Below are 19,907 nucleotides of genomic sequence, written 5' to 3'. Positions count from 1 at the left end.
CGGCCGGTCACTGCTGTCTCCGCCCGGTCGCCCGCGGCCCGGCAGACACGTCGGCATGGCACGTCTGACACCTCGGGCACATTCGGTGAAACCGGCCCGAGCCAGCAATTAGGCGCGTTGTGCCCAACCTGCCCGGAGCGAATGCATCCCCCGGCTCGCCCGGCACCCCCAGCGCCGGGACGCAACGCATGCCGATCACGCGACGCCTAGCGGTCACTGCCGCGGCAGATTGCCCCGTTTCGAAGACGAGTGACACCGAGCCTTGTCGTTCGCTGATCCCACATGCCTGTACTGCCGTCAGCTGAAGAGACCGCCGCCGCCCGTACGCCCAACGGTGCATGGGCAGTGCCCAGTTCGCCGATAGGGGCATTACCTGACTACCGGAGAAGGGCTGGGAGGGCGAGCTGATCGCACGCTGGGAGGCCGCCGAGCAGGGCCACGCACCCCCGGGCACGTCGACCCCACCCCCAGGCACGCTCGACTTCGGCTGACCACACAGCAGCGGGGCCGGACAAGACGCCCTGTCCGACCACGCGAAGTCCCAGATTCGTGCCCGCCCTCGGCGAAGCACTCGGCGACCTCGCCGACCAATGTCCCCACCCCGACTACGCCGCCCGAACGGCATTCCGAGGGACAGTCGCTGGCCCTATCCCTGCGGCCATCGGGTCCTTCCCACCGGCCGACGCAGGTCAGGAGACCGCCCATGGCAGCAGAAGCGAGCAACACCACCGCGAATGCCGATTGGGGCAAAGCGAACTTCAACGACATCTACGACTGTCCCGACCCACGCACATACTTCGCAACCCTGCGATCCCTCGACTACCAGATACCCCACCATGGCCAGGCCGTCTTCCGCGCACTGGCCCATGCTCTGCGCCGGCTGCACCCCGACCGGACGCCACTGAACGTGGTGGACCTGTGCTGCTCCTACGGGATCAACACAGCTCTCCTCAACTACCGTGTCACTCTGGCGGACTTGTCCACCCGATACACCTCCCACGACCTCTCCGTCCTGCCGGCCCGCCACCTCGCGGCCGAGGACCGGACCTTCTTCGCAGCGAACCGCCGCCCTGAAGCCGCAACGGCGACAGGTATCGACTCGGCAGCCAGGGCCGTCGGATACGCCCGCGCCGTCGGCCTGCTCGACCACGCCTTCGCGGAGAACCTCGAAGTCACCGAACCGAGCCCCGCCCTTCGCCGCACACTGGCGGACACGGACCTCATCACCGTCACAGGCGGCGTCGGCTACGTCTTCACCCGGACCTTCACCAGGCTTCTCGACTGCATGGCGACCCCGCCGTGGGTCGCGGCGTTCGTGCTGCGCACCGTGCCCTACCAGCCGATCGCCGATCTGCTCGCCCGCTCGGGCCTGGTGACGGAGAAACTGACCACCCGGACCTTCCGGCAGCGCCGCTTCGCCGACAACGCCGAACGGCACGCGGCGTTCGACGCCCTGGCTGTGAACGGACTGCACACGGCAGACAAGGAAGCGGACGGCTACTACCACACCGACCTGTATGTTTCCCGGCCCCCAGCCGACATCGCGGCGCTGCCCCTCGCACACCTGCTGTAACCCGGGGCGCGACGGCGAACCGTCGGTGCCTGGCTGGAACACCGGCGTCGACGCCCCATCTTCACCACGAACCCGAAGGTCCACAATCCAGAATCCGGGCAACAGACCCTCGGGTTCCCGCTGAGGTCCCATGAGTTTTCGCGAACTCGCGGGCCTCATGACCCTGTTCTCGCATGGCTACGGCCAGTGGCATGTAGCTGTACGAGAACAGGGCGGCTACGTCCACGAGAACGGACCTTCAACCCGGGTGGCTGTCCGTTCACACCGACAGGCACATCACCTTGCGCTCGTCCGCCAATCATCGCCGACGAGTGCCGACAACCCCGAAAGCACGTTACCTACCAGGGAGTTGGCGTCCAGCGTGCCATGCCACCAGCTCCGGCTACGGTTCACCACCACCACCACCGCTTGCGGGTCGGAGCGGTTCGTCCTGCAGTCCCGGTCGGACGAGCGCCGCATGAGCCGTCAGCTCGATCCGCATGCCGGGGACGGCCAGGGCCGCGACCACGACGCAGCAGCGGTTCGGGTAGGGAGCGTCGAAGTACTCCCGGTAGACGGCGTCGACCAGCGGGATGTCGGCCGGGTCGGTCAGAAAGAGCAGGACCTGGGCGATGTCGCCGAGGCCGGCTCCGGCCGCCTCGGCCGAGCGGCGCAGGTTGTCCAGCGTCAGCCGGGTCTGTGCCTCCACGGGGCCGGTGTCGATGCTGCCGTCCGGGCGCACCGGACCGTGGGCGGTGAAGAGCGTCCCCGCGGCGGTCACCGCCCAGGAGAACGGCTGGTCGGGGCTGGGCAGTCCGGTATCGACAGAGGTGATCACGTCGTACTCCTTCTCGGTATCCCGGTGAGCCGGCGGTACCACGTGTGGTCGGGGGAATGCAGGGCGGTGTGGGTGTCGAAGTGGTCGGCACCGGCTATCTCCACCAGGTCCACGGACACCTGGTGGTCGGCCAGCTGGGCGGCCAGGGCCCGGTTGGAGCGGATGACCCGGTCGGTGTCGTGTTCTCCGTAGGTGAGCAGGAAGGGCACCGCCCCCGGTTCGGTGACCCTGCACACGGGGCTCATCGCGGCGTCCAGCCCGGGTTCGGCAAGCACTGTCGTGTAGACGAGCTCCTCCAGACTGCCCGGGGGCGGGGCGGGGTGCCGCAAGTCCATGATTCCGCTGACCGGCAGGCAGGCCGCGACACCGTCGGGGGCCAGTAGGGCGGTGAGCGCGGCGATCTGGCCCCCGGCGGAGTGACCGGCCAGGAAGAGCCGGTCCCGGTCTCCGCCCCACGCACCAATGCCGTCCCTGAGGTGCGCGAGCGCGGCGAGCGCGTCCTCGAGCCCGGCGGGCAGGGGCTGGGTGGGGGCGAGCCGGTATGAGGGGGCGACCAGGACGAGGCCGAGCGAGCACGCGGCCCGGCCCATGAAAGTCGCCCACTGTCGGTAGCCGTTGGTCCAGCCGCCGCCGTGCCAGAAGACCAGGACCGGGGCCCGTTCGGCGCCCTGGGGGGCGAAGACGTTGTAGCGGTGCAGCGGGTGGGGCCCGTAGACGATGTCCCGTGCGGCGAGCACGGTGGGATCAGTGCCCTGGGTGTCCCAGTCCATCACCGTGCGGGCGTAGCCGACAGCGGCGTCCAGCGGGAGCGGGGGCTGTCCGTCGGGGTTGTGGATGGCGGAGAGCGTGAGATCCGCGGAGTGTGTCATGCGACCGGGTCGCCCTCGGGCAGGCCGGCCCGGGCGGCAGCCGGGGTCTTGGCTCCGGCCGGGCGGAGTTGGCGCAGCACGACGACGGAGAGAAGGGCTGCAACGCCGGCGCTCGCCCCCAGGACGACCATGGCGGCGGTGAAGCTGCCGGTGCTCCCGCGAACGAATCCCACCAGGTACGGTCCGCAGAAACCGGAGAAGCTGCTGATCGTATTGATGACCGCCAGGCCTCCGGCGGCCGCGCGACCCACGAGGAACTGCGAGGGTACGGACCAGAACACGCCCAGGCCCGCGGAGACACCGACCACGGTGACGCACAGCGCGGCGAAGCTCGCGGCCGCACCGGGCACCACCGATCCCGCGGCCAGGCCCAGTGCACCGGTCAGCAGCGGGATCGTCACATGCCAGCGCCGCTCCCCGGTACGGTCCGAGTGCCGGCCGTTGAGGATCACCGCCACCGCTCCCAGTGCGAAGGGGACCGCCGTCAGCAGACTGGTCTGGAGCATGGAGCCGCTGGAGAGTTGCGCGACGATCTGCGGGGCCCACAGGGTGACGCCGTAGAAGCCGATGCCCCAGCAGAAATACAGCGCGCCGAGAAGGTAGACGATGGGGAGCCTCAGCGCGTCCTTCAATGAGTGGTGGCCCTGCGCGCCGGCGGCCGTGGCGTCCTCGGCCATCCGTGCCACCAGCCAGGAACGCTCCTCCTCGGCGAGCCAACGGGCCTCGGCCGGGCGTTCGGTCAAGGAGCGCAGTGTGACGAAGCCGAGTACCACCGCGAGGGCACCCTCGACGACGAAGAGCCACTGCCAACCGCCCAGTCCGGCCATGCCGTCCAGGTAGGTGAGCATGAGTCCGGACAATGGCGCCCCGACCACGATGGCGATCACGTTGGCGGACATGGCCTGGCCGATCGCTTTGGCCCGGCGCTCGGCGGGAAACCACAGCGTCAGGTAGTAGAGCATCGCGGGCAGGAATCCGGCCTCTGCGAAGCCCAGGGCGACACGGACCGCGACAAAGCTGGTCGGGCCGACAACCAGGGCCTGTGCCATGGAGACAATTCCCCACGTGATCGCGATGCGGGCGATCCAGCGGCGCGCGCCGTAGCGCAACAGCAGCATGTTGGCGGGGACTTCGAGAGCGAGGTAGCCGAAGAAGAAGGCCCCCGCGCCGAAGCCGTAGACGGCGGGCGACAGCTGCAGTTCCTCGTTCATCTGCAGGGCGGCGAAGCCGACGTTCGCCCGGTCCAGGAAGTTGACCAGCCACAGCGCGAACAGGAGGGGGATGATGCGTCTCCCTACTTTCGCGTAGACAGAGTCCTCTAGTACCACGATGACCACCACTTCTCGTTCGGGGCGTGCGGGAGCCACCGCCGACAAGGCGGCGGTCGGCGCATCGCATCAAGGGCGGGACAGCACAGAGTTCACGACCGACGTACGGCGGCAGGGCACAGCAAGCCCCGTGCCCCCGGACTTCCGGGGGTGGATCGTTGCCGACCGACGGCTGCCGGACAGCTTCCATGGACTTCTCTTGAGCGTCAAGATATCTTTCGGATGTGATCCGGACGACGGCATCAGGGAGACCCAGTGGAATCGGCACACGCAGCGGGCGAACAGACCGCGGGGAAGCGCCACGGCGAACCCCTCGACGCGATCGACGAGATGATCGGCCTCTGGCGGGCCTGCCTGCCAGAGGCCGAGGTGCGCAGCCTCGAGGTGGTCAGCCGCATGCTGCGCATCACCCGGCTCTTCGACCGTGACCGCGACAAGACGTTGTCCCGCTTCGGTCTGGAGCCTTGGTCCTTCGACATGCTGGCGGCGCTGCGACGGGATCCACGACAGCGGTCCACCCCCGGAGACCTGATGGCGGCCACCCTCGTGACCTCCGGGACGATGACGACACGCCTCAAGTCCCTTGAACACCGCGGCTGGATCACCCGCACCCCGGACCCCGACGACCGTCGCATTGTCGTGGTCGAACTCACCACAGCGGGCAGGAAGGTGACCGACGAGGCGTTCGGCGAAGTCCTCTCCTGCCAGCGGGAACTGATCCGCTCCCTGTCGGCAGAGGAGTTCCGTGCGGCCGCGCAGATCCTGAAAAAGATCCTCCTCGACCACGAAGGCCCTGCCCGGCTCCCTTGACGGGGCACGCCGCCTCGTTGGCGATTCCAGGAGCACGACGGCGTCACTGTCGTTGATGACGCGCGGGAGTGAGAACACCCCTGCGGTCGCAGGCCGCAGGTGCGTTGGGTGTTCACGGTGCCGGCTTCGTGTTCACGGCGTCGGCTTGGGGGACCTCTCCTGGTCCTGGTCGTGTACCACAAGCCCCTGGCGTGGCTCGATGGAGGCCTGGAAGACTGGCTGCCTGTGACTCATGCTGATCTTGCTCGCCGTATCCGTGCCGTTTCTCATCTTCAGGGCCATTTCACGCTTCGGTCCGGACACGTTGCCACGGAGTACTTCGATAAGTACCGGTTCGAAGGCGATCCCGCTCTGCTCGACGAGATTGCCCAGCGGATGGCACACCTGGTGCCATCCGACACGGAGGTGCTGGCCGGTCTGGAGATGGGCGGCATTCCGGTGGTGACTGCGCTCGGCCGGCATACGGGTCTGCCCTGCGCGTTCGTGCGCAAGCAGGCCAAGCCGTACGGCACCTGCCGTCTCGCCGAGGGTGCCGAGGTTGGGGGCCGTCGGGTGCTGGTGGTGGAGGACGTGGTCACCAGCGGTGGACAGATCGTGCTGTCGACCGCGGACTTGCGTGGCCTGGGTGCCGAGGTACGAGAGGCTCTGTGTGTGATTGACCGTCAGCAAGGTGGTACGGAAACCCTCGCAACCGAGAACATCCGTCTGGTGTCGTTGCTGTCGGCCGGAGACCTGCGGGCTGCTGCTGTCTGATAGGCGGAGCTGGTGGTCAGTCGTAGGCCCGGGCCGGCCGCGCCTGCGGCGCCTCACCCCACACTGCTCGCCCGCCCTACGCGCGATCCTCGACGATGAAACCGGCATCCGCCGCGGCGCCGGCGGGCCGCCCGAGCTCTTCCTGCAACCAGCCTCCCACTTGGGCCTCCTCGACCCCGGCAGCATCCCCGCTGCTCCGCCCGAGCACTCTGGTGGTTGCTCGCCATCGTCTTCTTGGGTGTTGGCGGGCTGTAGCCGAGGGGCGGCCGATGAGATCATGGGTGCCCTGAACGATCAGTTCGCGGATGAACTCTGCGAGCGCGGCGCACCCGTGGAAGACAAGGTGGCCGCCGGGCGTGGTGGTGTCGAGGGACTCGTGCAGCGACTGGAAGCCGATCCCGCGCTTGCGGAGTTCGGCCACGATGGAGGTCAGGTCTTGGATCGGGCGCCCGAGGCGGTCGGGGGAGGGCGCCACGAGGGTGTCACCGGGGCGGAGGTAGTCGAGGCACTTCCACCGCTCCTCGCGTTCTTGCCGGATGTCGGTGAACACCCGCACGCAGCCGGCCGCTTCGAGGGCCGCTGGTCTGTGGGACAGGGGCAGGATCAGGTTCGTTCGAGCGGGAAGCCGCCCTCCCATGAGGCGGCGGCCCCGTCTTACGGCCTGAAGTGGACCAGGATCCTGCCGTCGTTGGTCGGGTCCGTCTCGAATCGTTCGTACAGCTTCTTGATGTGTGGCTGGTTGAGGAACGCGAGCACGCGCTTCTTCAGCTTGCCCGAGCCCTTGCCCGGAATGATCTCCATGGTGGTCTCGCCGCTGCGCGCTGCCTTGAACATGGCCTGACGCAGGGCCAGTTCGATGTCCCGGTTGTTGCGGAAGATCGGGTGCAGATCCAGGGTGAGCAACGCGGAGCCTCCTGTCGTGTCCGGCGGCTCGGAAGGCCGCGGCTTGTCGGCCAAGGCTATGCGGGATCGTCCGGGCGCCGGCCGCAAATTCCGACACGTCATCGGCCGTACGGCGCGTTCCGGGCGCGCGCTGCTCAATGCACCTGGAGTTGACGGACGGGGTCAGTTGTCGCAGGCGCACCCTGCAGCAGATCTATGCCTCCGCCTCAAGGAGGTAGCGGCGGCAGCACTTCCTTGCCACGGGCCGTGCGCCGACAGCCCAGGCAGGGCTGAGCGGCCTGCCCCGCGAGCGCGGGGCTTCACGAGCGCCAGCCGTCCGACTGCCCGGCAGGAGGCCGTCCTGCGCGTGATCAGGGATGTCATCGCGAACACCGGGGACGCCCCCACGGTCCGGGAGATCTCGCAACGCGTCGGACTGTCCAGCTCAGATCGGTCGCCTACCAGCTCGCCTACCTGGAGAAGCTCAGCGTGATCAGCCGCAACGGACGGCACTGGCGCTCCAGCCGACTCACCGGACAGCGGTCGGCCAGGACCGGCCGACACTGCAGGGGAAACCCCGCTCAGGGCCTGAGCGGGGTTTCCTCCCCGGTCACGTTGTCCCTGGCAACCGGCGCGCATCTTCCAGGATCGATGAAGGCGAGGAAGTACTCGGGCTTGCACTCATAACGACGATGAAGGTGACAACCGGCGGGGCGAGGCCGGAGTCGAGGTCCTGACGGCGGAGGAACGGCGAGGCGAGCACACGAAGAGCTGTCCCCGGCCGGCCGACGTCCGCAGTGAGTCAGGGCCGCGGTCTGGGTCGGGCGATGAGTACGGAAACATCGTCGTGGTCGTCCGGATCACACAGTGTTTCCAGGAGCCGGTCGCAGGTTTCTTCCAGGGAAAGGTCGTGGCCGTCCAGTACGCGGAGAAGGAGGTCGAGACGTTCGTCGATGGCGTGGCGGCGTGTTTCGACCAAGCCGTCGGTGTAGAGGACCAGTTGATCGCCGGGGCGCAAGGGCACGGTGGCCGTCTCGAAGGGGACGCCGCCGACCCCGAGGGGTGCACCAGATGGTAGGTCGAGCAGTTCGGGGAGCCCGCCTGCAGGTGTCAGTGCGGGGGGCAGGTGTCCGGCTACGGCGATTTGGCACCGGTCGCTGTGTGGGTCGTATTCGGCGTAGATGCAGGTGGCGATGTAGGGGTCCAGACCGGCGGTGATCTTGTCGAGGCGTTGCAGCACCTCGGCGGGCGGGAGGCCGAGGTCGGCCAGGGTCGCGGTGGCGGTGCGCAGGCGGCCCATCGTGGCGGCCGCATCGATGCCGCTGCCCATCACGTCGCCCACCACGAGCGCGGTCTTGTCCTGCGTGAGGGGGATGACGTCGAACCAGTCGCCACCGACCTCGGCAGAGGTTCCGGCGGGCTGGTAGCGGGTGGCGATCTCAAGACTCTCGGGTGGCGTCGGCTGGGGCAGCAGGCTGCGCTGGAGCGTCACCGCGGTGTTGCGGACGCTTTGGTACAGGCGTGCGTTGTCGAGGGACACCGCAGTTCGGCTGGCGAGCTCACCGGCCAGGGTGACGTCGTCCGCGTTGAAGGGCGGTTGATTGCGGCCGCGCATCAGCCCCAGGACGCCGAGCGGCCGGCTCTGGGCGGCCAGCGGCATGGCGAGATATGAGTGGATACCGACACTGGCCAGGACAGCGGCGGCTCCGGCGTCACGGGCGATGCGCGCCAGGTCCCACTCGTCCACGCGAGTCACCATGATCGGCTGACCGGTCCGTAGGCATTGGGTGGGCAGTCGGTCGGCGTCATAGCTGACCAGTTGGTCGGGCGTGCCGGCGGCGCCGGTCGCCTCGGCGAGGTAGGCGGCCTTCACAGCCAGGGTGCGAAAGAGCGCCGGGCCGCTGTCGGGTGTCGCGGGGCGGCGATCGTCCAGGGCGGAGTCGAGTACGTCTACGACCGCGAGGCCGGCGAGCTCGGGCACTGCGACGTCAGCCAGCTCGCGGGCGGTCTGATTCATGTCCAAGGTGGTACCGATTCGGGCGGAGCCCTCGGCGATCTGGGCCAGGCGCTGCCGGGCCTGGGCCGCCGCTGTGATCGCGCCGTGCCGATCGGTGACATCCACCACCGATGTGGCGACACCAAGAACCTGACCGTTGGGGTCCTCCAACCGGTAGACGGAGACGGACCAGGCATGATCGTTGTCAGGGTCGGCCGGGGTGCGGCCAATGGTGTACCTGTCAACCTGAGGGCGTCCGGTCTCGAGCACTTCTCTGACTGCCGCCTCGGACGCGTCGACACTGTCGGAGGGCAGGACCTCGCGAAAGCCCCGGCCGAGGTGGTCCTTGGCAGACAGGCCGTGTATCCGTTCCATCGCCGGATTGACAGCCACATAACGCAGATCGGTGTCCAGAACCTCCAGCGCGACCGGCGACTGGGCGATCAGCTGCGTGGACAAGGCCAAGTCCTGCTCCACCTTACGCAGCGTCGACGCATCGGTGGCGATACCCAGAGCGTAGAAGTCGCCCTGCTTGTCCGGCAGACGGTTGTAGCGGAATTCCACCAGCCGCGTACTGCCGTCCTTGTTCCGGACAGGAATGAGCCCGTCCCAGCTCTGGCCGGTCTCCATCATCTGCTCGCACTGACGGGCGACCAGGTCCATATCCGGGTCATGGACCAACAGCTGAGCCACGTGCTGGCCCAGCACTTCCTGTGCGCAGTAGCCGAACAGCTCCTCGGCCTGCGGGCCCCACCACACGAACCGCCCGGCCGTATCCAGCGCGACCACCGCCACGCCGAACTCATCCTGCACCCTGCTCGGCAGCTCCAGCCGGAGGCCGGACGAGCCGCTGTCGGCACTGAAAGATCCCGCTTCACTCATCCCCGGGTGCTCCTTCCACCTGCCAGGGTGACGCGTGCCCGGCGCAGGCCCTGGGGCTGCAGCGCTTGGATGTTTTCCGTGCCTTTCTGGTGCTTCCATACTCTCCTGCGACGACCGACGACGCACAGCGCCGCCGCGGTAGGTCTCCTGCAGCCGCAGCCAGACTTCGCCGAGGGCGGGGACAGCGGGGACGGCGTGCCGGAGCCGGTCGAGGGGCACCTCGCCGGCGACTGCGATGGCTCCGCATCGGCGTCTCGATGGCCGCCGGTGCCCCGCGGACGAGCGCCGGCCGCGTCGGCGAAACGGTTCGTCCCTAGGCGACCGTGAGCACGATCTTGCCCTGGATGTGCCCTCGGGCGGCGCGTTCGTGCGCGGCTCGGGCATCCGCGAGCGCGAACGTGCTGTCGATCGCGACACGGACCGTGCCCGCGTCGAGCAGGCGTCCGAGTTCGGCAAGCTGCGCGCCGTTCGAGCGGACCTGGGTGCCCGTGACTGTGACGCCCAGCTTCGCGTTCTCTTCTTCGTCGAATTCGCCGAAGAACACGGGGAACTGGGAGCCGCCGCGCTTGAGCGTGCGCAGGAAGCGCTTGCTGTCCGGGCCGCCGACGGCGTCGAGAACGAGGTCGACGTCGTGCACGAGTTCCTCTGGACGGCTCTTGGTGTAGTCGATGAACTCGTCGGCCCCGAGCTCTCGCAGGAACACTTCATGCGCGCCCGACGCCACCGCGATGACACGTGCCCCCTTCCACTTCGCCAGCTGTAGCGCGAAGTGCCCCACACCGCCCGCGGCGCCGTTGACGAGCACCGTCATGTTGGCGTCGAGCGGCACCGGACGATGCTGCGCCGCCTGGAAGGGCGAGGGGTGATCGTGTCCGAGCTCGATCAGGAACTGCCATGCCGTGAGCCCGGCCATAGGCGCCCCGGCGGCGTGCACGTGATCGATGCCGGCCGGCTTGAGTGCGAGGTCCGACGCAGGCGCGGCCACGTACTCGGCATAGGTACTGCCATCGAAACCGGGGAAGCGAAGGAGACCGAAGACTTCATCACCGACGGAGAAGGCGTCCACATCAGGGGCGACGGCCTCGACGACACCCGACAGGTCCGTCCCCGGAATCACAGGCAAGCTGAACTTCGGCCGCACCTTCGGGGGCAGGTTGGACATCCCGTCGCGCAGGTACCAGTCGGGCGGGTTGATGCCGACCGCGTGCACGCGAACGAGCACCTCGCCCGGCCCCGGCTCGGGAATCGGCGCCTCGTCGTAACGCAGAACTTCGGGGCCGCCGTGCTCATGGAGCCGGACCGCCCTCATCGTGTGTGTCGGCATCGTTTTCTCCTGCTCGCGCTGCGGGATAGGCTTATTCGGATCGGCGATCCACATAAGTGGACCACTGATCCGAATATATGGACCACCGATCCGGTTAGTCAAGGGGGACAGATGCGGGCCGACGCCAAGAAGAACCGCGATCACCTGCTCGCAGTAGCGGGCACCGCCATCGCCGAGCAAGGCGTCGACGTGTCACTGCGCGACATCGCGCGCAGGGCCGATGTCGGACTCGCGACGCTGCTGCGTCACTTCCCGACGCGCGAGGCGCTGCTCGATGCCCTGCTCCACACGAGCTTCGACGAGCTGACCGCCAAGGCGGGCGCTCTCGAAACGTCCAGCTCGGCCGGCGATGCTCTCGTTTCGTGGCTACGCGACTGCGTCGCGTGGACGACGGAGTATCGGGGCGCGATCGTGCTGATGGCAGCCGCCATCGATGACACCGAGTCCGCACTCCACGCTTCGTGCGTCACTCTGCGCGCCGCCGGTACGCGGCTCCTCACCCGCGCCCAAGCCGCGGGCATGGCGCGGACCGACATAGACGGCGCCGACATGTTCGCGCTGGTAATGGCGCTCGCCTGGCTCGGCGATCAACGCTCGCTCGCGCCACGCGCCGATCACCTCTTCGACGTAGTCGCAAGCGCGATCCTGACCAGCACAGCGAGCAGCGATGCCGACGGGGAACGCCGCCCTCGCGCCCACTAGCTGAAACCGTCGCGCACGCGAACCAGCGAACTCGGCCGCGCTCGGCAAGAGCGGATCGACGCCGAGTTCGCCACGGCGGTCAAGGTCACCGACATCGAACCGCGCGCTCCCCGAGGAGCGGACCGCGACCACTGGAAAGCGCCCGACGAGGGCGGAGGCGCGCCGGCTGATCACGCCCTGGTCGGGTCGACAGGGGCACGCGGTGTTGTCTGCGATGCCACCTCGACCGAGCAAGACGGGGCTCTTGCTGCCCAGTTCGGCGAGGTGGACGTTCTCGTCAACACCGCCGGAGGGCTGCCTGAACCCGCACCCGAGTGCCTGGCGATCCTGGAAGCACAACTGGCGCAGTGGCACAGCAGTTTGGCCCAGAACCTTCTCACTGCGGTGCTGACCACTGTCGCGGTCCAGGGCAAGCTCACCAGTATCAGCTGCGTCATCAGCGTCGGCTCGATCGGTGCCGAACGCCGAGGCGGCGGCTCCTACGGTGCAGCGAAAGCTGCTTGGCCGCCTGGAACACCTCGCTGTCCGCCGACCTCACGCCCCGGGGCGTCACCTGCAACGTGATCTCCGCGGGCTTCGTCGCCGACACAAATTTCTTCCGTGGCCAGCTAGTCGAAGAACGCCACCTGGCGCTCGTGGACGAAACCCACAACAAGCGCCCGGGAATGGTCGACGACATCGCCCAGACCGCCCACTTCCTTGCCTCTCCGGGCGCCCGGCACATCACCGGCCAGACCATCCATGTCAACGGTGGCGCCTTCACCACACGGTAGCTCTTACCTCGAACAGGAAAACCGAACGACGTCACTCACCTGGGAGTTCGGCGTACATGGACGGCGGGTTTGGCGTGACTCTCCGACTGCTGCCCAGGGTCACTGCAGTGCGTCGATGGCTTTGACGACCAGCGCACGCGCGTCGGCGCCGTACACGGCCATACTGCGCAGTTGCTCGAACGCGCGCAGGTAGAGGGCGACCTCCGATGGCTGCGCGATGTTGACCTCAGCCGATGCCAGTTCAACTGACACGAGCTTGTCGTCGTACACGTGGAACGTCTCGATGGGCCAGTGGCATCGGTCCTGCGTGGCGGCCGGGATGATACCCAGCGCGACCTGGGGCAAGGCGCCTGCGGTCAGCAGGTACCCGAGTTGCCCGGCCATCGCCTGCTCGTCGCCGATCTGTGCCCACAGGACGCTCTCCTCGATGAGCATGAGGAATCGGTGGCCGGGCGTGTGGATGACACGCGATCGTTCCACGCGTGCCGCCCCGGCTGCTGCGCCGTCGTTGACCGGGATGTCGCGGAAGTCAGCGATCCTGCTGAGTAGCGCTGAGGCGTAGCCCTCGGTCTGCAGGAGCCCGGGCACCAGCGTCGACGAGTAGATGCGGAACAGCTCAGTCTGCTGGAAGAAGCCGGTGACGCTCTCCTGCAGCTGCTTCATGCCCGAGCGCACCTGAAGGCGCCACTCCCGGTACATGGCTTCCGCGTTGACGGACTGGGCGACGAGCCCGTCGGCCTGGTCGCCGGCGCCGCACGCGGCTGCCCAGGCCCTTATGTCCCTGGCGGACGGTGCGGTCCGGGCGTTCTCGATCCGCACCGTTTTGGCGTGGTGCCATCCGCACTGGCGGGCCAGCTCCGTGACAGTGAGGCCGGCCGATTTCCGCAGATCCCGCAGCCGTAGAGCTACGGCCTCGCGGGCAGCCTGTGCGGAAGGCGACGGGGAGTACGGCATGGGCTGGCCTGTCAGTGGGATTGTTCAGCGGATGTGGAACTGGTCGTGCGGTACTGCTTTCGACCACACTGTCTCGAACGCTTCGGTGCACAGCTTCGCGGCCGCTGGGTCGTCGGTGATCTCCTCGCCCAACGACGAGCCGTCACTGGAGAAGAGATTCCAGTGGACCCACTGGTCGTCGAACAGCCAGAAGTCGTTCCCCGGCAGGGCGATCGTTGAGGCCTGCCGGCGCGGGAGCCACCGCACCTGCTCGCCTGCGGCGACGTTGGTGAACGTGCCGTCGTACAGGAACTGCGTGTACTCGCTGACCGGTTCGGACACGATGCGTGCCCGGCGCACGACCGCACCGCGACTCACGGCCTCGTGGATGAGGTCCAGCCAGGGCCGCCACCACGAGGCACGGTCTGCCCGATCGTGTCGGAACCCGGCCCGCCAGTCGGCGAACGGACCCTCTTCGTAGTCGACGGCATAGCTGTCGCGCATCTCCAGGTGCACGGCCGATCGGCAGCCCGCCATCAGCTCATCAAACGTTGGCACGCTCGAGGGCATCGCACGCCTCCCTGATCATGCTGACCATGTGGGCCGGGATACGGACCACAGCTTCACCGTCCGGGATCCCCTTGGCGTGCCCCGGCACCTCGAACTGAGCGCACTCCGCTTCGAGTTCAGTGCTCGGCTTCCATCCCTGGAACACGAACTCCTGCTTGTCCTGGTCGACCCACACGGTCGGGCTCTGCTTGTCTCCCGTGTTGGGGTCGATCCCGATGAACAGTAACGACATGTCGGCCTCCGGGGTCGGCAGGTGCATTTGTGTGCACCACCGTCATCCCTACGGCGGACGCAGTCAAGGTGCCGAAGTCGCCAATGTACCTGCTGTGTTGGCTTGTCTGCACATATCTGCACATTGCTTGAGGTCATGCACACGGTAGGCCTAGCGTCGATGCCACGCAGCAACGACCACGGCCCGCCAAGGTGCGCGGGCGCAGCCCTGCGGAGGCGCAATGCCCACCACTGAAGACGCCCCAGCCGCACAGTCGGGCGGCCAGATCCCCGAGCTGATCCAAGAAGCCATGTCGGTCACGCGCACCATCCCCGGCCTGGCTCGCCTGCAAGAGCTCAACCTCGTGATCCGAGCAGAACTCCGGCACCTCATCCCTCGCGTGCAGGAGCAGGCCGACCGGATCACTCACGGCACGACGGCGTTCTATGCCCGCGAGCGTGCCATCGCCGACGCCGAGGGGGAGCTGTCGCTGGGCCTCAGTCCCAGCCCTCTCGCCGCGGCTCTTGCGGTGGCGGCACTCGGCCGCCGTCTGCGCACCCTCGACCAGTTCGCGGGAGACGGCCAGTGAGCGAATGGTGCGCGACCGGCGCGCACATGACGGACGAGCCCGTGATGGTCGGTCAGGTCGAGAGGCCGAGCGGGCCGCCGTTCGTGCTCTACGGCTGCAAGAGGCACGCTGCTGTCTCACCGAAGGCCGTGATGCGCAGGACCCTTCGGGACCGAGTGGTCGAGTCCGGCTGAGACTCCGCCGTCGGCGTGCCTTCACATGCCGGCGAAGGCCGGGCGGGAGCTATCCCGCAAACAGAAGGGCTCGAAGAACCGGGCCAGGGCCCGGCTCAAGGTTGCCCGCGCGCAAGCGCAGGTGGCTGATGCGCAAAAGGAGTTCCACCATCAGCTCTCCACCCGGTTGATCCGCGAGAATCAAGCGATAGCCGTGGAAGATCTGTCGGTCAAGCGCCTTGCGCGCTCCAAGCTGGCCAAGTCCGTCCATGACGCGGGCTGGTCACAGTTCGTGACCATGCTCGCCTACAAGGCGGCCCGGTACGGGCGTAGCGGCACAGCAACCTGTGGGACGGCCAGAATCCTCGGGCTTCAGCCCGAGGAGCATGTCAATGCCGGCGCCTGCTGCGGGGCGGGTCGTGTACATGTCCGCGCAAGTCGCTGCCCGCTGTTGCCCTACCTCGAAGGCGTTCTACGTCCGAAAGAGAGCCGTAGGCAAGAACCACAGGCAAGCGGCCGTCGCCCTCGCGCGGCGTCGATTGAAGTTTCTGTGGGACCTCACACGCGACAGCCGAGTCTTTGAGATCGCCGCTCGCCCAGCCCTGCCGTGCTCGGATGAATCGCTCACAGCGCGTCACCCAATGAGGTTGACAACCTCATTGGGAATCAGTAATCACGACGTCCGTGGCGGAGGGACACGATGCCGGAACGACGGACAAGGCAGTCCTGCGAATCACTCGTGCTTCGCGGCACGGGGCACCGCTGGTCCGGTTGCGGGGTATTCCTCGCAGAGTAGCCTGAAATTAACCAACGATACCCGACCAGGAGGTAAGCCATGTTTGCCCGACTGCTGCGGCGTCGTATGCCGCGTGGACTTGTCCTTATCGGCAACGGCCGTCTGATCCGGGGCTTCAGCGGCAGCCACTACGACGGTCACGGATACCTTGGCTGAAACACCGTCCACAAGTCGAACCGAGTCCGCCTCAGAGTAGCCGCGGCAGGCGACATTGGAGGATGTGCGGTGGCCGAGGACACCGATGCCCTAGTGGCCATGGAGCGGATCCTGTCACCGCATTGCCGGGTCACACGGACGTCCGGCGGAGCACTGATCGCGGACTGGAAACGGACGCGTTTTCTCGGAATGGCGACGGCGGACATCCAGAAGTTCGCCGACGAAAGCTCCACGGAACGCGCCGAGCTCGTCACCGGTCTTATCCGTGCCCGGTGCGTGACGGGCCGCCAAAAGGAGCATTCCAACGTCGAGGTCGGGCTCTGGCTGCGCGGAGTGCATCTGCTGATCCGGACCATCGGATTCGGGCGCGTGCTTCGGCTCCTGTCCCTGGCGGCCCCGGACTATGCCCGCGCAGATCCCGCTTCCGCGGAAGACGTCGCCTCGCTGAAGCGGGCGGTGCACTCGCACGGCCACAGAAGCTGGTTTGTCAACGACGACTGCAAGGCCGAGGCCGTGACAGCCTTTGTCCTGCTGCGTCGGCGCGGTCTCAAGGCCGTCCTCCACGTAGGTGCGCGCGAGCACCCGTTCGCCTTGCACGCCTGGACGTCTTCGGCCGACGTGTGCATCCCCGACGCCGATCCGCGCGGGCACGCGTTCACTGCAGTTCTCTCGATCAACGGCGGAGGCCAGTGACGTGGAAGCACTCCGCCTCGACTGGGCCGGGACCACACCGAAGCTCTCGGCAGCCGGGGCCATGGCCGAGCAAGGGCTCGTGACGACGGTCTCCTCACAGGACGGAACCGCGGTGGTCGCCGGCTGGGTCGGCTCGGTCCGGGACCGCATGGCGGGTGCGCGCCGCCTCCTCGACGACTTCGGCCGGCGGGGAGTCGCGTCGCGCCTGCCGACCGGCGACTACGCGGCTGTCCTGGTGTACCGCGACCGCATCCTGCTGATGCGGGACGAGCAGGCACGTATCCCCCTGTTCTTCAGGGAGTCCGGCGGCCGTGTGAGCGCGGTGAGCACCTCGGCGCGCCGCCTGGGCGCCGGAGCGGAGCTGGAACGTCGCTACTTCTGCCGGTACCTGACCGGGAACATGGCGCAACCCCACTCGGAACTCACCCCTTTCGCCGGGGTGCACCGGATACTGGGCGGCGAGGTGGTGGAACTTTCGATCACGGGGCAGATGCGCGGTCGGGTGCCGCGACACGTCCGTGAGGCGGACGACCTGTCGTTACCCGGGGCAGACGGTCCCCGCTTCAGCGGCGCCGCGAAGGATCTGCGCCTCGCGCTGGAGAACGCTGTCGGGCGCCGTATGGGCAGGACGACGGCGTGCCATGTCTCAGGCGGCACCGACTCCACCAGCGTCGCGTTGCTCGCGGCACGCCTGCTGACCGCGGGACAGGACCGCCCTGGGGACCTGGTCCTGCTTGCCGGACGCTTCGGCAGAGGAGAACTGGCCGAGGAACAGCCGTACCTCGACGAGGCGATGGAAGCGATCCGCCGTCATGTGCCCGCGGCCCACCCGATGATGATCGATGTAGATGACGTGGCCGACTTCGACGACTTTTGGCACCACGCGGGGGACGCGGACGAGCCTCATGCGCACGCCTTCCGCGCCCCGTTCTGGAGCAGGCTCCATGCCGCCGCGGCGGAACTGGGCTGTGACACCCTCATGACCGGCTGCGGGGCCGATCCGATTGCCGACGCCAACCCGCTTCACTTGCACAGGCTGGCCCGCAGGGGACAGCTCCGGCAGATGACGAAGCAGGCACGTGCCTGGGCCACAGGCGGCGAGCGGGGCTTGCGGGACGTCCTCTCCGCCTACGTGGTGCAGCCGACTCTGCCGTTGGCCGCCGAACGGCTCACCGCGCTCGTCCGCCGCCGCGGGACGGTGCTCGGCGGCCTCGGCAACTTCGCCCGCCCCCGATGGCTGCGGTCCGGATTCGCGCGGGCTCACGGCTACCGTGAGGCCAGCGTCGCGGAGAGCCGCTTCGTGTTCGGACGCCGGCCGGAACAGTCGCTCTACGACGCGGCCAACTACATCGCCGCTCCGGACCCGCTCTCCTGGCGCCGCGCACGGCAGGACGGATTCTTCCTCTCCCATCCCTTCCTCGACCCGGAGGTCATCGCCACGATGCGCCGCCTCCCCGCCGAAGCCACGTTCCATCCAGGCCGTTCGAAGACGGTTCTGCGCGAGGCCATGGCAGATCTGCTCCCGCCCCGGATCCTCGGCCGAACGGTCAAGATCCCCTTCGACGAGCTCTACGCCCGCGGCTTGCGGACACACGGCGACGAACTCATCGACCTCTGCCGCTCCGCGCGGCATCCGCTGATCGCGGAGATATTCGACGTGGAGACGCTGTGCCGGGCGGTGCGGGAGGCGCAGCTCGGCATCGGGGACTCATACTCCTGGGATCGTATGAACAGCTCTCTCGCCCTGGTGGTGTGGCTGGAGCGATTGGACCAGCGCTCCCGCGCGCTCATGCCGGTCAGCGCCGGCTCTTGACGTCCCACAGGGTCCGTTCGATCGGGCCTTGTCTGGAGTCGACGATGCCGTACCGGCTCTCCAACTCGCGGTCTTCCGATTCGCTGTTGATGCGGTTTTCCTCGCCGTTTCGCCTGATGGTTTGCAGCAGGTCTGCGCCATGCACACCGAACTGCCAATAGACGGTGACGTAACGGGTGTCCCTGGTATGCGCGGCGATCGAATTGTTCTCGTACACCCGGCCGCGGTAGACGACGTTGTCGACGCCCTTCGTCGCCTTCACCCAACCGGGCACCTGGCCGTCGCTCCAGGAGTACCCGGTCAGTTGCATCTGCGACAGGCCGAGTCTGTCCTTGCGTGCGAAGCTCCCGTTGGCGTAGAACGCCAACTGGTCGTACGGCGTGTCCATGGGTAGTTGCACGACCGTCTGGCTGACGAACGTGTCACCCGGCTCGATCCAGTGTCCGGCGGGCGCCCACGGCTGCGCCGCGACCAGCTCGCCGGGCTGCTGGATCTCCCGGCGGGAGAGAGGGTGCATCTCCTGGAACGTGCGCCACTTCTCGGCATCATCGCGCCACTGCTCGCGCTTCCGGTCCGTCGCGCTTATCCACACTCGTTCCCCCATGGCGTGGAACTCGGTGCCGAGCACGTAGAAGCCCACATCGCTGCGGTTCTCGGCCCTGATGTCGACCGGCAACGCGAACGCCTTACGGTCCTGCCTCAGTACAGGCTTTCCCACGGTGATCGTGATGAGGGGTCTGGCACCCTGCTGGGACGGCTGGTAGAGACGCTCGTAGCCGAAGTTCGCCAGTGCGATGAGCCCGGTGACGATCACCGCCGCGGCCACCCGCTTCGGAGCGGGGATCTCGACGGATGTCCGCCACACTGCGAAGACAGCCCAGGCGCAACCCACCGTGATCAGGCACCACAGCACCCGGTAGGCCGTGGAATCGACGTCCTTGAAGGTCATGAGCAAAAGCGCGGCGTTGGTCAAGAATGCCGCGACCGTGCCGATCAGCGCGACCGTGCCCGAGTAGGGAATGCGGTTTCGGAACCAGTGGTCCCAGACCGCGAAAGCGCCCACCAATGTGGTGAACGAGACCAGGATCAGGATGGCACCGGTGATGCGACCCGCGTAGGTCAGGGCACCGACGAGATCTTCGAAGCCGAGCCAGCCCAGCGGCAGCCCCGTCAGAAGCAGAACCACCAGGATCAATACCACGGTTGCCGGTGACCGCCTGTTGCTCGTCGGGACCAGCAAATCCCGCAGACGGCAGCCGACGCCGGACCAGAAGGGAACCTTCAC

Annotated in this window: 20 protein-coding genes and 2 pseudogenes; 11 read left to right on the top strand and 11 right to left on the bottom strand. The window is 67.7% G+C overall.

Going from position 1 to position 19,907, the window contains the following annotated elements; all coding sequences use genetic code 11:
* Positions 1-703 precede the first annotated feature (703 nt).
* Positions 704-1,573, top strand: coding sequence for a hypothetical protein (locus OG758_RS09170; RefSeq protein WP_326709523.1), 870 nt, complete (start codon positions 704-706; stop codon positions 1,571-1,573).
* A 382-nt stretch (positions 1,574-1,955) separates the two neighbouring features.
* Here the strand turns inward: OG758_RS09170 and OG758_RS09165 are convergent, their stop codons facing one another.
* The 3 genes from OG758_RS09165 to OG758_RS09155 are packed head-to-tail and all read right to left on the bottom strand — an operon-like array spanning position 1,956 to position 4,626.
* A complete protein-coding gene (locus OG758_RS09165) occupies positions 1,956-2,390 on the bottom strand; it encodes a RidA family protein (protein WP_326709522.1) in 435 nt (144 codons plus the stop codon).
* Positions 2,387-3,259, bottom strand: coding sequence for an alpha/beta hydrolase (locus OG758_RS09160; protein ID WP_326709521.1), 873 nt, complete (start codon positions 3,257-3,259; stop codon positions 2,387-2,389). The genes OG758_RS09165 and OG758_RS09160 overlap by 4 nt, the downstream gene beginning before the upstream one ends.
* The gene (locus tag OG758_RS09155; protein ID WP_326709520.1) at positions 3,256-4,626 is read right to left on the bottom strand and encodes an MFS transporter; all 1,371 of its coding nucleotides are present in this window, start codon (positions 4,624-4,626) and stop codon (positions 3,256-3,258) included. Before OG758_RS09155 ends, OG758_RS09160 begins: the two co-directional genes overlap by 4 nt.
* A 216-nt stretch (positions 4,627-4,842) precedes the next feature.
* On the opposite strand from OG758_RS09155, the gene OG758_RS09150 reads away from it, so the two are divergent.
* Together OG758_RS09150 and pyrE are read left to right on the top strand one after the other, a co-directional pair.
* The gene (locus OG758_RS09150; RefSeq protein WP_326709519.1) at positions 4,843-5,397 is read left to right on the top strand and encodes a MarR family winged helix-turn-helix transcriptional regulator; all 555 of its coding nucleotides are present in this window, start codon (positions 4,843-4,845) and stop codon (positions 5,395-5,397) included.
* 171 nt (positions 5,398-5,568) lie between these two features.
* Positions 5,569-6,150, top strand: a complete 582-nt coding sequence (gene pyrE, locus OG758_RS09145; protein ID WP_326709518.1) for an orotate phosphoribosyltransferase — start codon at positions 5,569-5,571, stop codon at positions 6,148-6,150.
* Positions 6,151-6,226: 76 nt separating this feature from the next.
* Here pyrE and OG758_RS09140 read toward each other — a convergent pair whose 3' ends face one another.
* Together OG758_RS09140 and OG758_RS09135 are read right to left on the bottom strand one after the other, a co-directional pair.
* The gene (locus OG758_RS09140) at positions 6,227-6,787 is read right to left on the bottom strand and encodes a recombinase family protein (RefSeq protein ID WP_326709517.1); all 561 of its coding nucleotides are present in this window, start codon (positions 6,785-6,787) and stop codon (positions 6,227-6,229) included.
* 17 nt (positions 6,788-6,804) lie between these two features.
* A complete protein-coding gene (locus OG758_RS09135; protein WP_326709516.1) occupies positions 6,805-7,053 on the bottom strand; it encodes a Smr/MutS family protein in 249 nt (82 codons plus the stop codon).
* On the opposite strand from OG758_RS09135, the gene OG758_RS09130 reads away from it, so the two are divergent.
* Positions 7,007-7,525 (top strand): hypothetical protein, encoded by a 519-nt coding sequence (locus tag OG758_RS09130; RefSeq protein ID WP_326709515.1) that lies wholly within the window; start codon positions 7,007-7,009, stop codon positions 7,523-7,525. The genes OG758_RS09135 and OG758_RS09130 overlap by 47 nt on opposite strands.
* Before the next feature lie 309 nt (positions 7,526-7,834).
* Here OG758_RS09130 and OG758_RS09125 read toward each other — a convergent pair whose 3' ends face one another.
* Positions 7,835-9,910 (bottom strand): SpoIIE family protein phosphatase, encoded by a 2,076-nt coding sequence (locus OG758_RS09125; protein ID WP_326709514.1) that lies wholly within the window; start codon positions 9,908-9,910, stop codon positions 7,835-7,837.
* Between the two features lie 313 nt (positions 9,911-10,223).
* Positions 10,224-11,234 carry an NADP-dependent oxidoreductase gene (locus tag OG758_RS09120; RefSeq protein WP_326715852.1) on the bottom strand — a complete coding sequence of 337 codons (1,011 nt, stop codon included), beginning with the start codon at positions 11,232-11,234 and terminating at the stop codon, positions 10,224-10,226.
* 111 nt (positions 11,235-11,345) lie between these two features.
* Between OG758_RS09120 and OG758_RS09115 the strand changes: the two genes are divergently transcribed.
* Both OG758_RS09115 and OG758_RS09110 read left to right on the top strand, forming a co-directional pair.
* Positions 11,346-11,936 (top strand): TetR/AcrR family transcriptional regulator, encoded by a 591-nt coding sequence (locus tag OG758_RS09115; RefSeq protein WP_326709513.1) that lies wholly within the window; start codon positions 11,346-11,348, stop codon positions 11,934-11,936.
* Positions 11,937-12,709 (top strand): annotated as a pseudogene (locus OG758_RS09110) (SDR family oxidoreductase).
* 99 nt (positions 12,710-12,808) lie between these two features.
* Here the strand turns inward: OG758_RS09110 and OG758_RS09105 are convergent.
* From OG758_RS09105 to OG758_RS09095, 3 genes are read right to left on the bottom strand one after another with little or no spacing between them, the layout of a single operon-like run.
* Positions 12,809-13,663, bottom strand: coding sequence for a helix-turn-helix domain-containing protein (locus tag OG758_RS09105; protein ID WP_326709512.1), 855 nt, complete (start codon positions 13,661-13,663; stop codon positions 12,809-12,811).
* A 24-nt stretch (positions 13,664-13,687) separates the two neighbouring features.
* Positions 13,688-14,212, bottom strand: coding sequence for a DUF6879 family protein (locus tag OG758_RS09100; protein ID WP_326709511.1), 525 nt, complete (start codon positions 14,210-14,212; stop codon positions 13,688-13,690).
* Positions 14,187-14,444 carry a hypothetical protein gene (locus OG758_RS09095; protein WP_326715851.1) on the bottom strand — a complete coding sequence of 86 codons (258 nt, stop codon included), beginning with the start codon at positions 14,442-14,444 and terminating at the stop codon, positions 14,187-14,189. Before OG758_RS09095 ends, OG758_RS09100 begins: the two co-directional genes overlap by 26 nt.
* Before the next feature lie 220 nt (positions 14,445-14,664).
* On the opposite strand from OG758_RS09095, the gene OG758_RS09090 reads away from it, so the two are divergent.
* The 5 genes and pseudogenes from OG758_RS09090 (at position 14,665) to OG758_RS09070 (ending at position 18,622) form a co-directional block, all read left to right on the top strand.
* Positions 14,665-15,012, top strand: a complete 348-nt coding sequence (locus OG758_RS09090) for a DUF6415 family natural product biosynthesis protein (RefSeq protein WP_326709510.1) — start codon at positions 14,665-14,667, stop codon at positions 15,010-15,012.
* Positions 15,009-15,185, top strand: coding sequence for a hypothetical protein (locus tag OG758_RS09085; protein ID WP_326709509.1), 177 nt, complete (start codon positions 15,009-15,011; stop codon positions 15,183-15,185). The genes OG758_RS09090 and OG758_RS09085 overlap by 4 nt, the downstream gene beginning before the upstream one ends.
* Before the next feature lie 34 nt (positions 15,186-15,219).
* Positions 15,220-15,498, top strand: a pseudogene (locus OG758_RS09080) (RNA-guided endonuclease InsQ/TnpB family protein); the annotation flags it as partial.
* Between the two features lie 687 nt (positions 15,499-16,185).
* Positions 16,186-16,809: a lasso peptide biosynthesis B2 protein gene (locus tag OG758_RS09075; protein WP_326709508.1), complete on the top strand. Its 624-nt coding sequence runs from the start codon at positions 16,186-16,188 to the stop codon at positions 16,807-16,809.
* 1 nt (position 16,810) lies between these two features.
* Positions 16,811-18,622: an asparagine synthase-related protein gene (locus tag OG758_RS09070; protein ID WP_326709507.1), complete on the top strand. Its 1,812-nt coding sequence runs from the start codon at positions 16,811-16,813 to the stop codon at positions 18,620-18,622.
* Here OG758_RS09070 and OG758_RS09065 read toward each other — a convergent pair.
* Positions 18,606-19,907 (bottom strand): hypothetical protein, encoded by a 1,302-nt coding sequence (locus OG758_RS09065; protein WP_326709506.1) that lies wholly within the window; start codon positions 19,905-19,907, stop codon positions 18,606-18,608. The genes OG758_RS09070 and OG758_RS09065 overlap by 17 nt on opposite strands.

It is taken from the genome of Streptomyces sp. NBC_01474, assembly GCF_035918215.1.
Classification (GTDB): domain Bacteria; phylum Actinomycetota; class Actinomycetes; order Streptomycetales; family Streptomycetaceae; genus Streptomyces; species Streptomyces aureus.
Note: the sequence above shows the minus strand (reverse complement) of the source record. Positions and strands in the feature narration are given on the sequence as shown.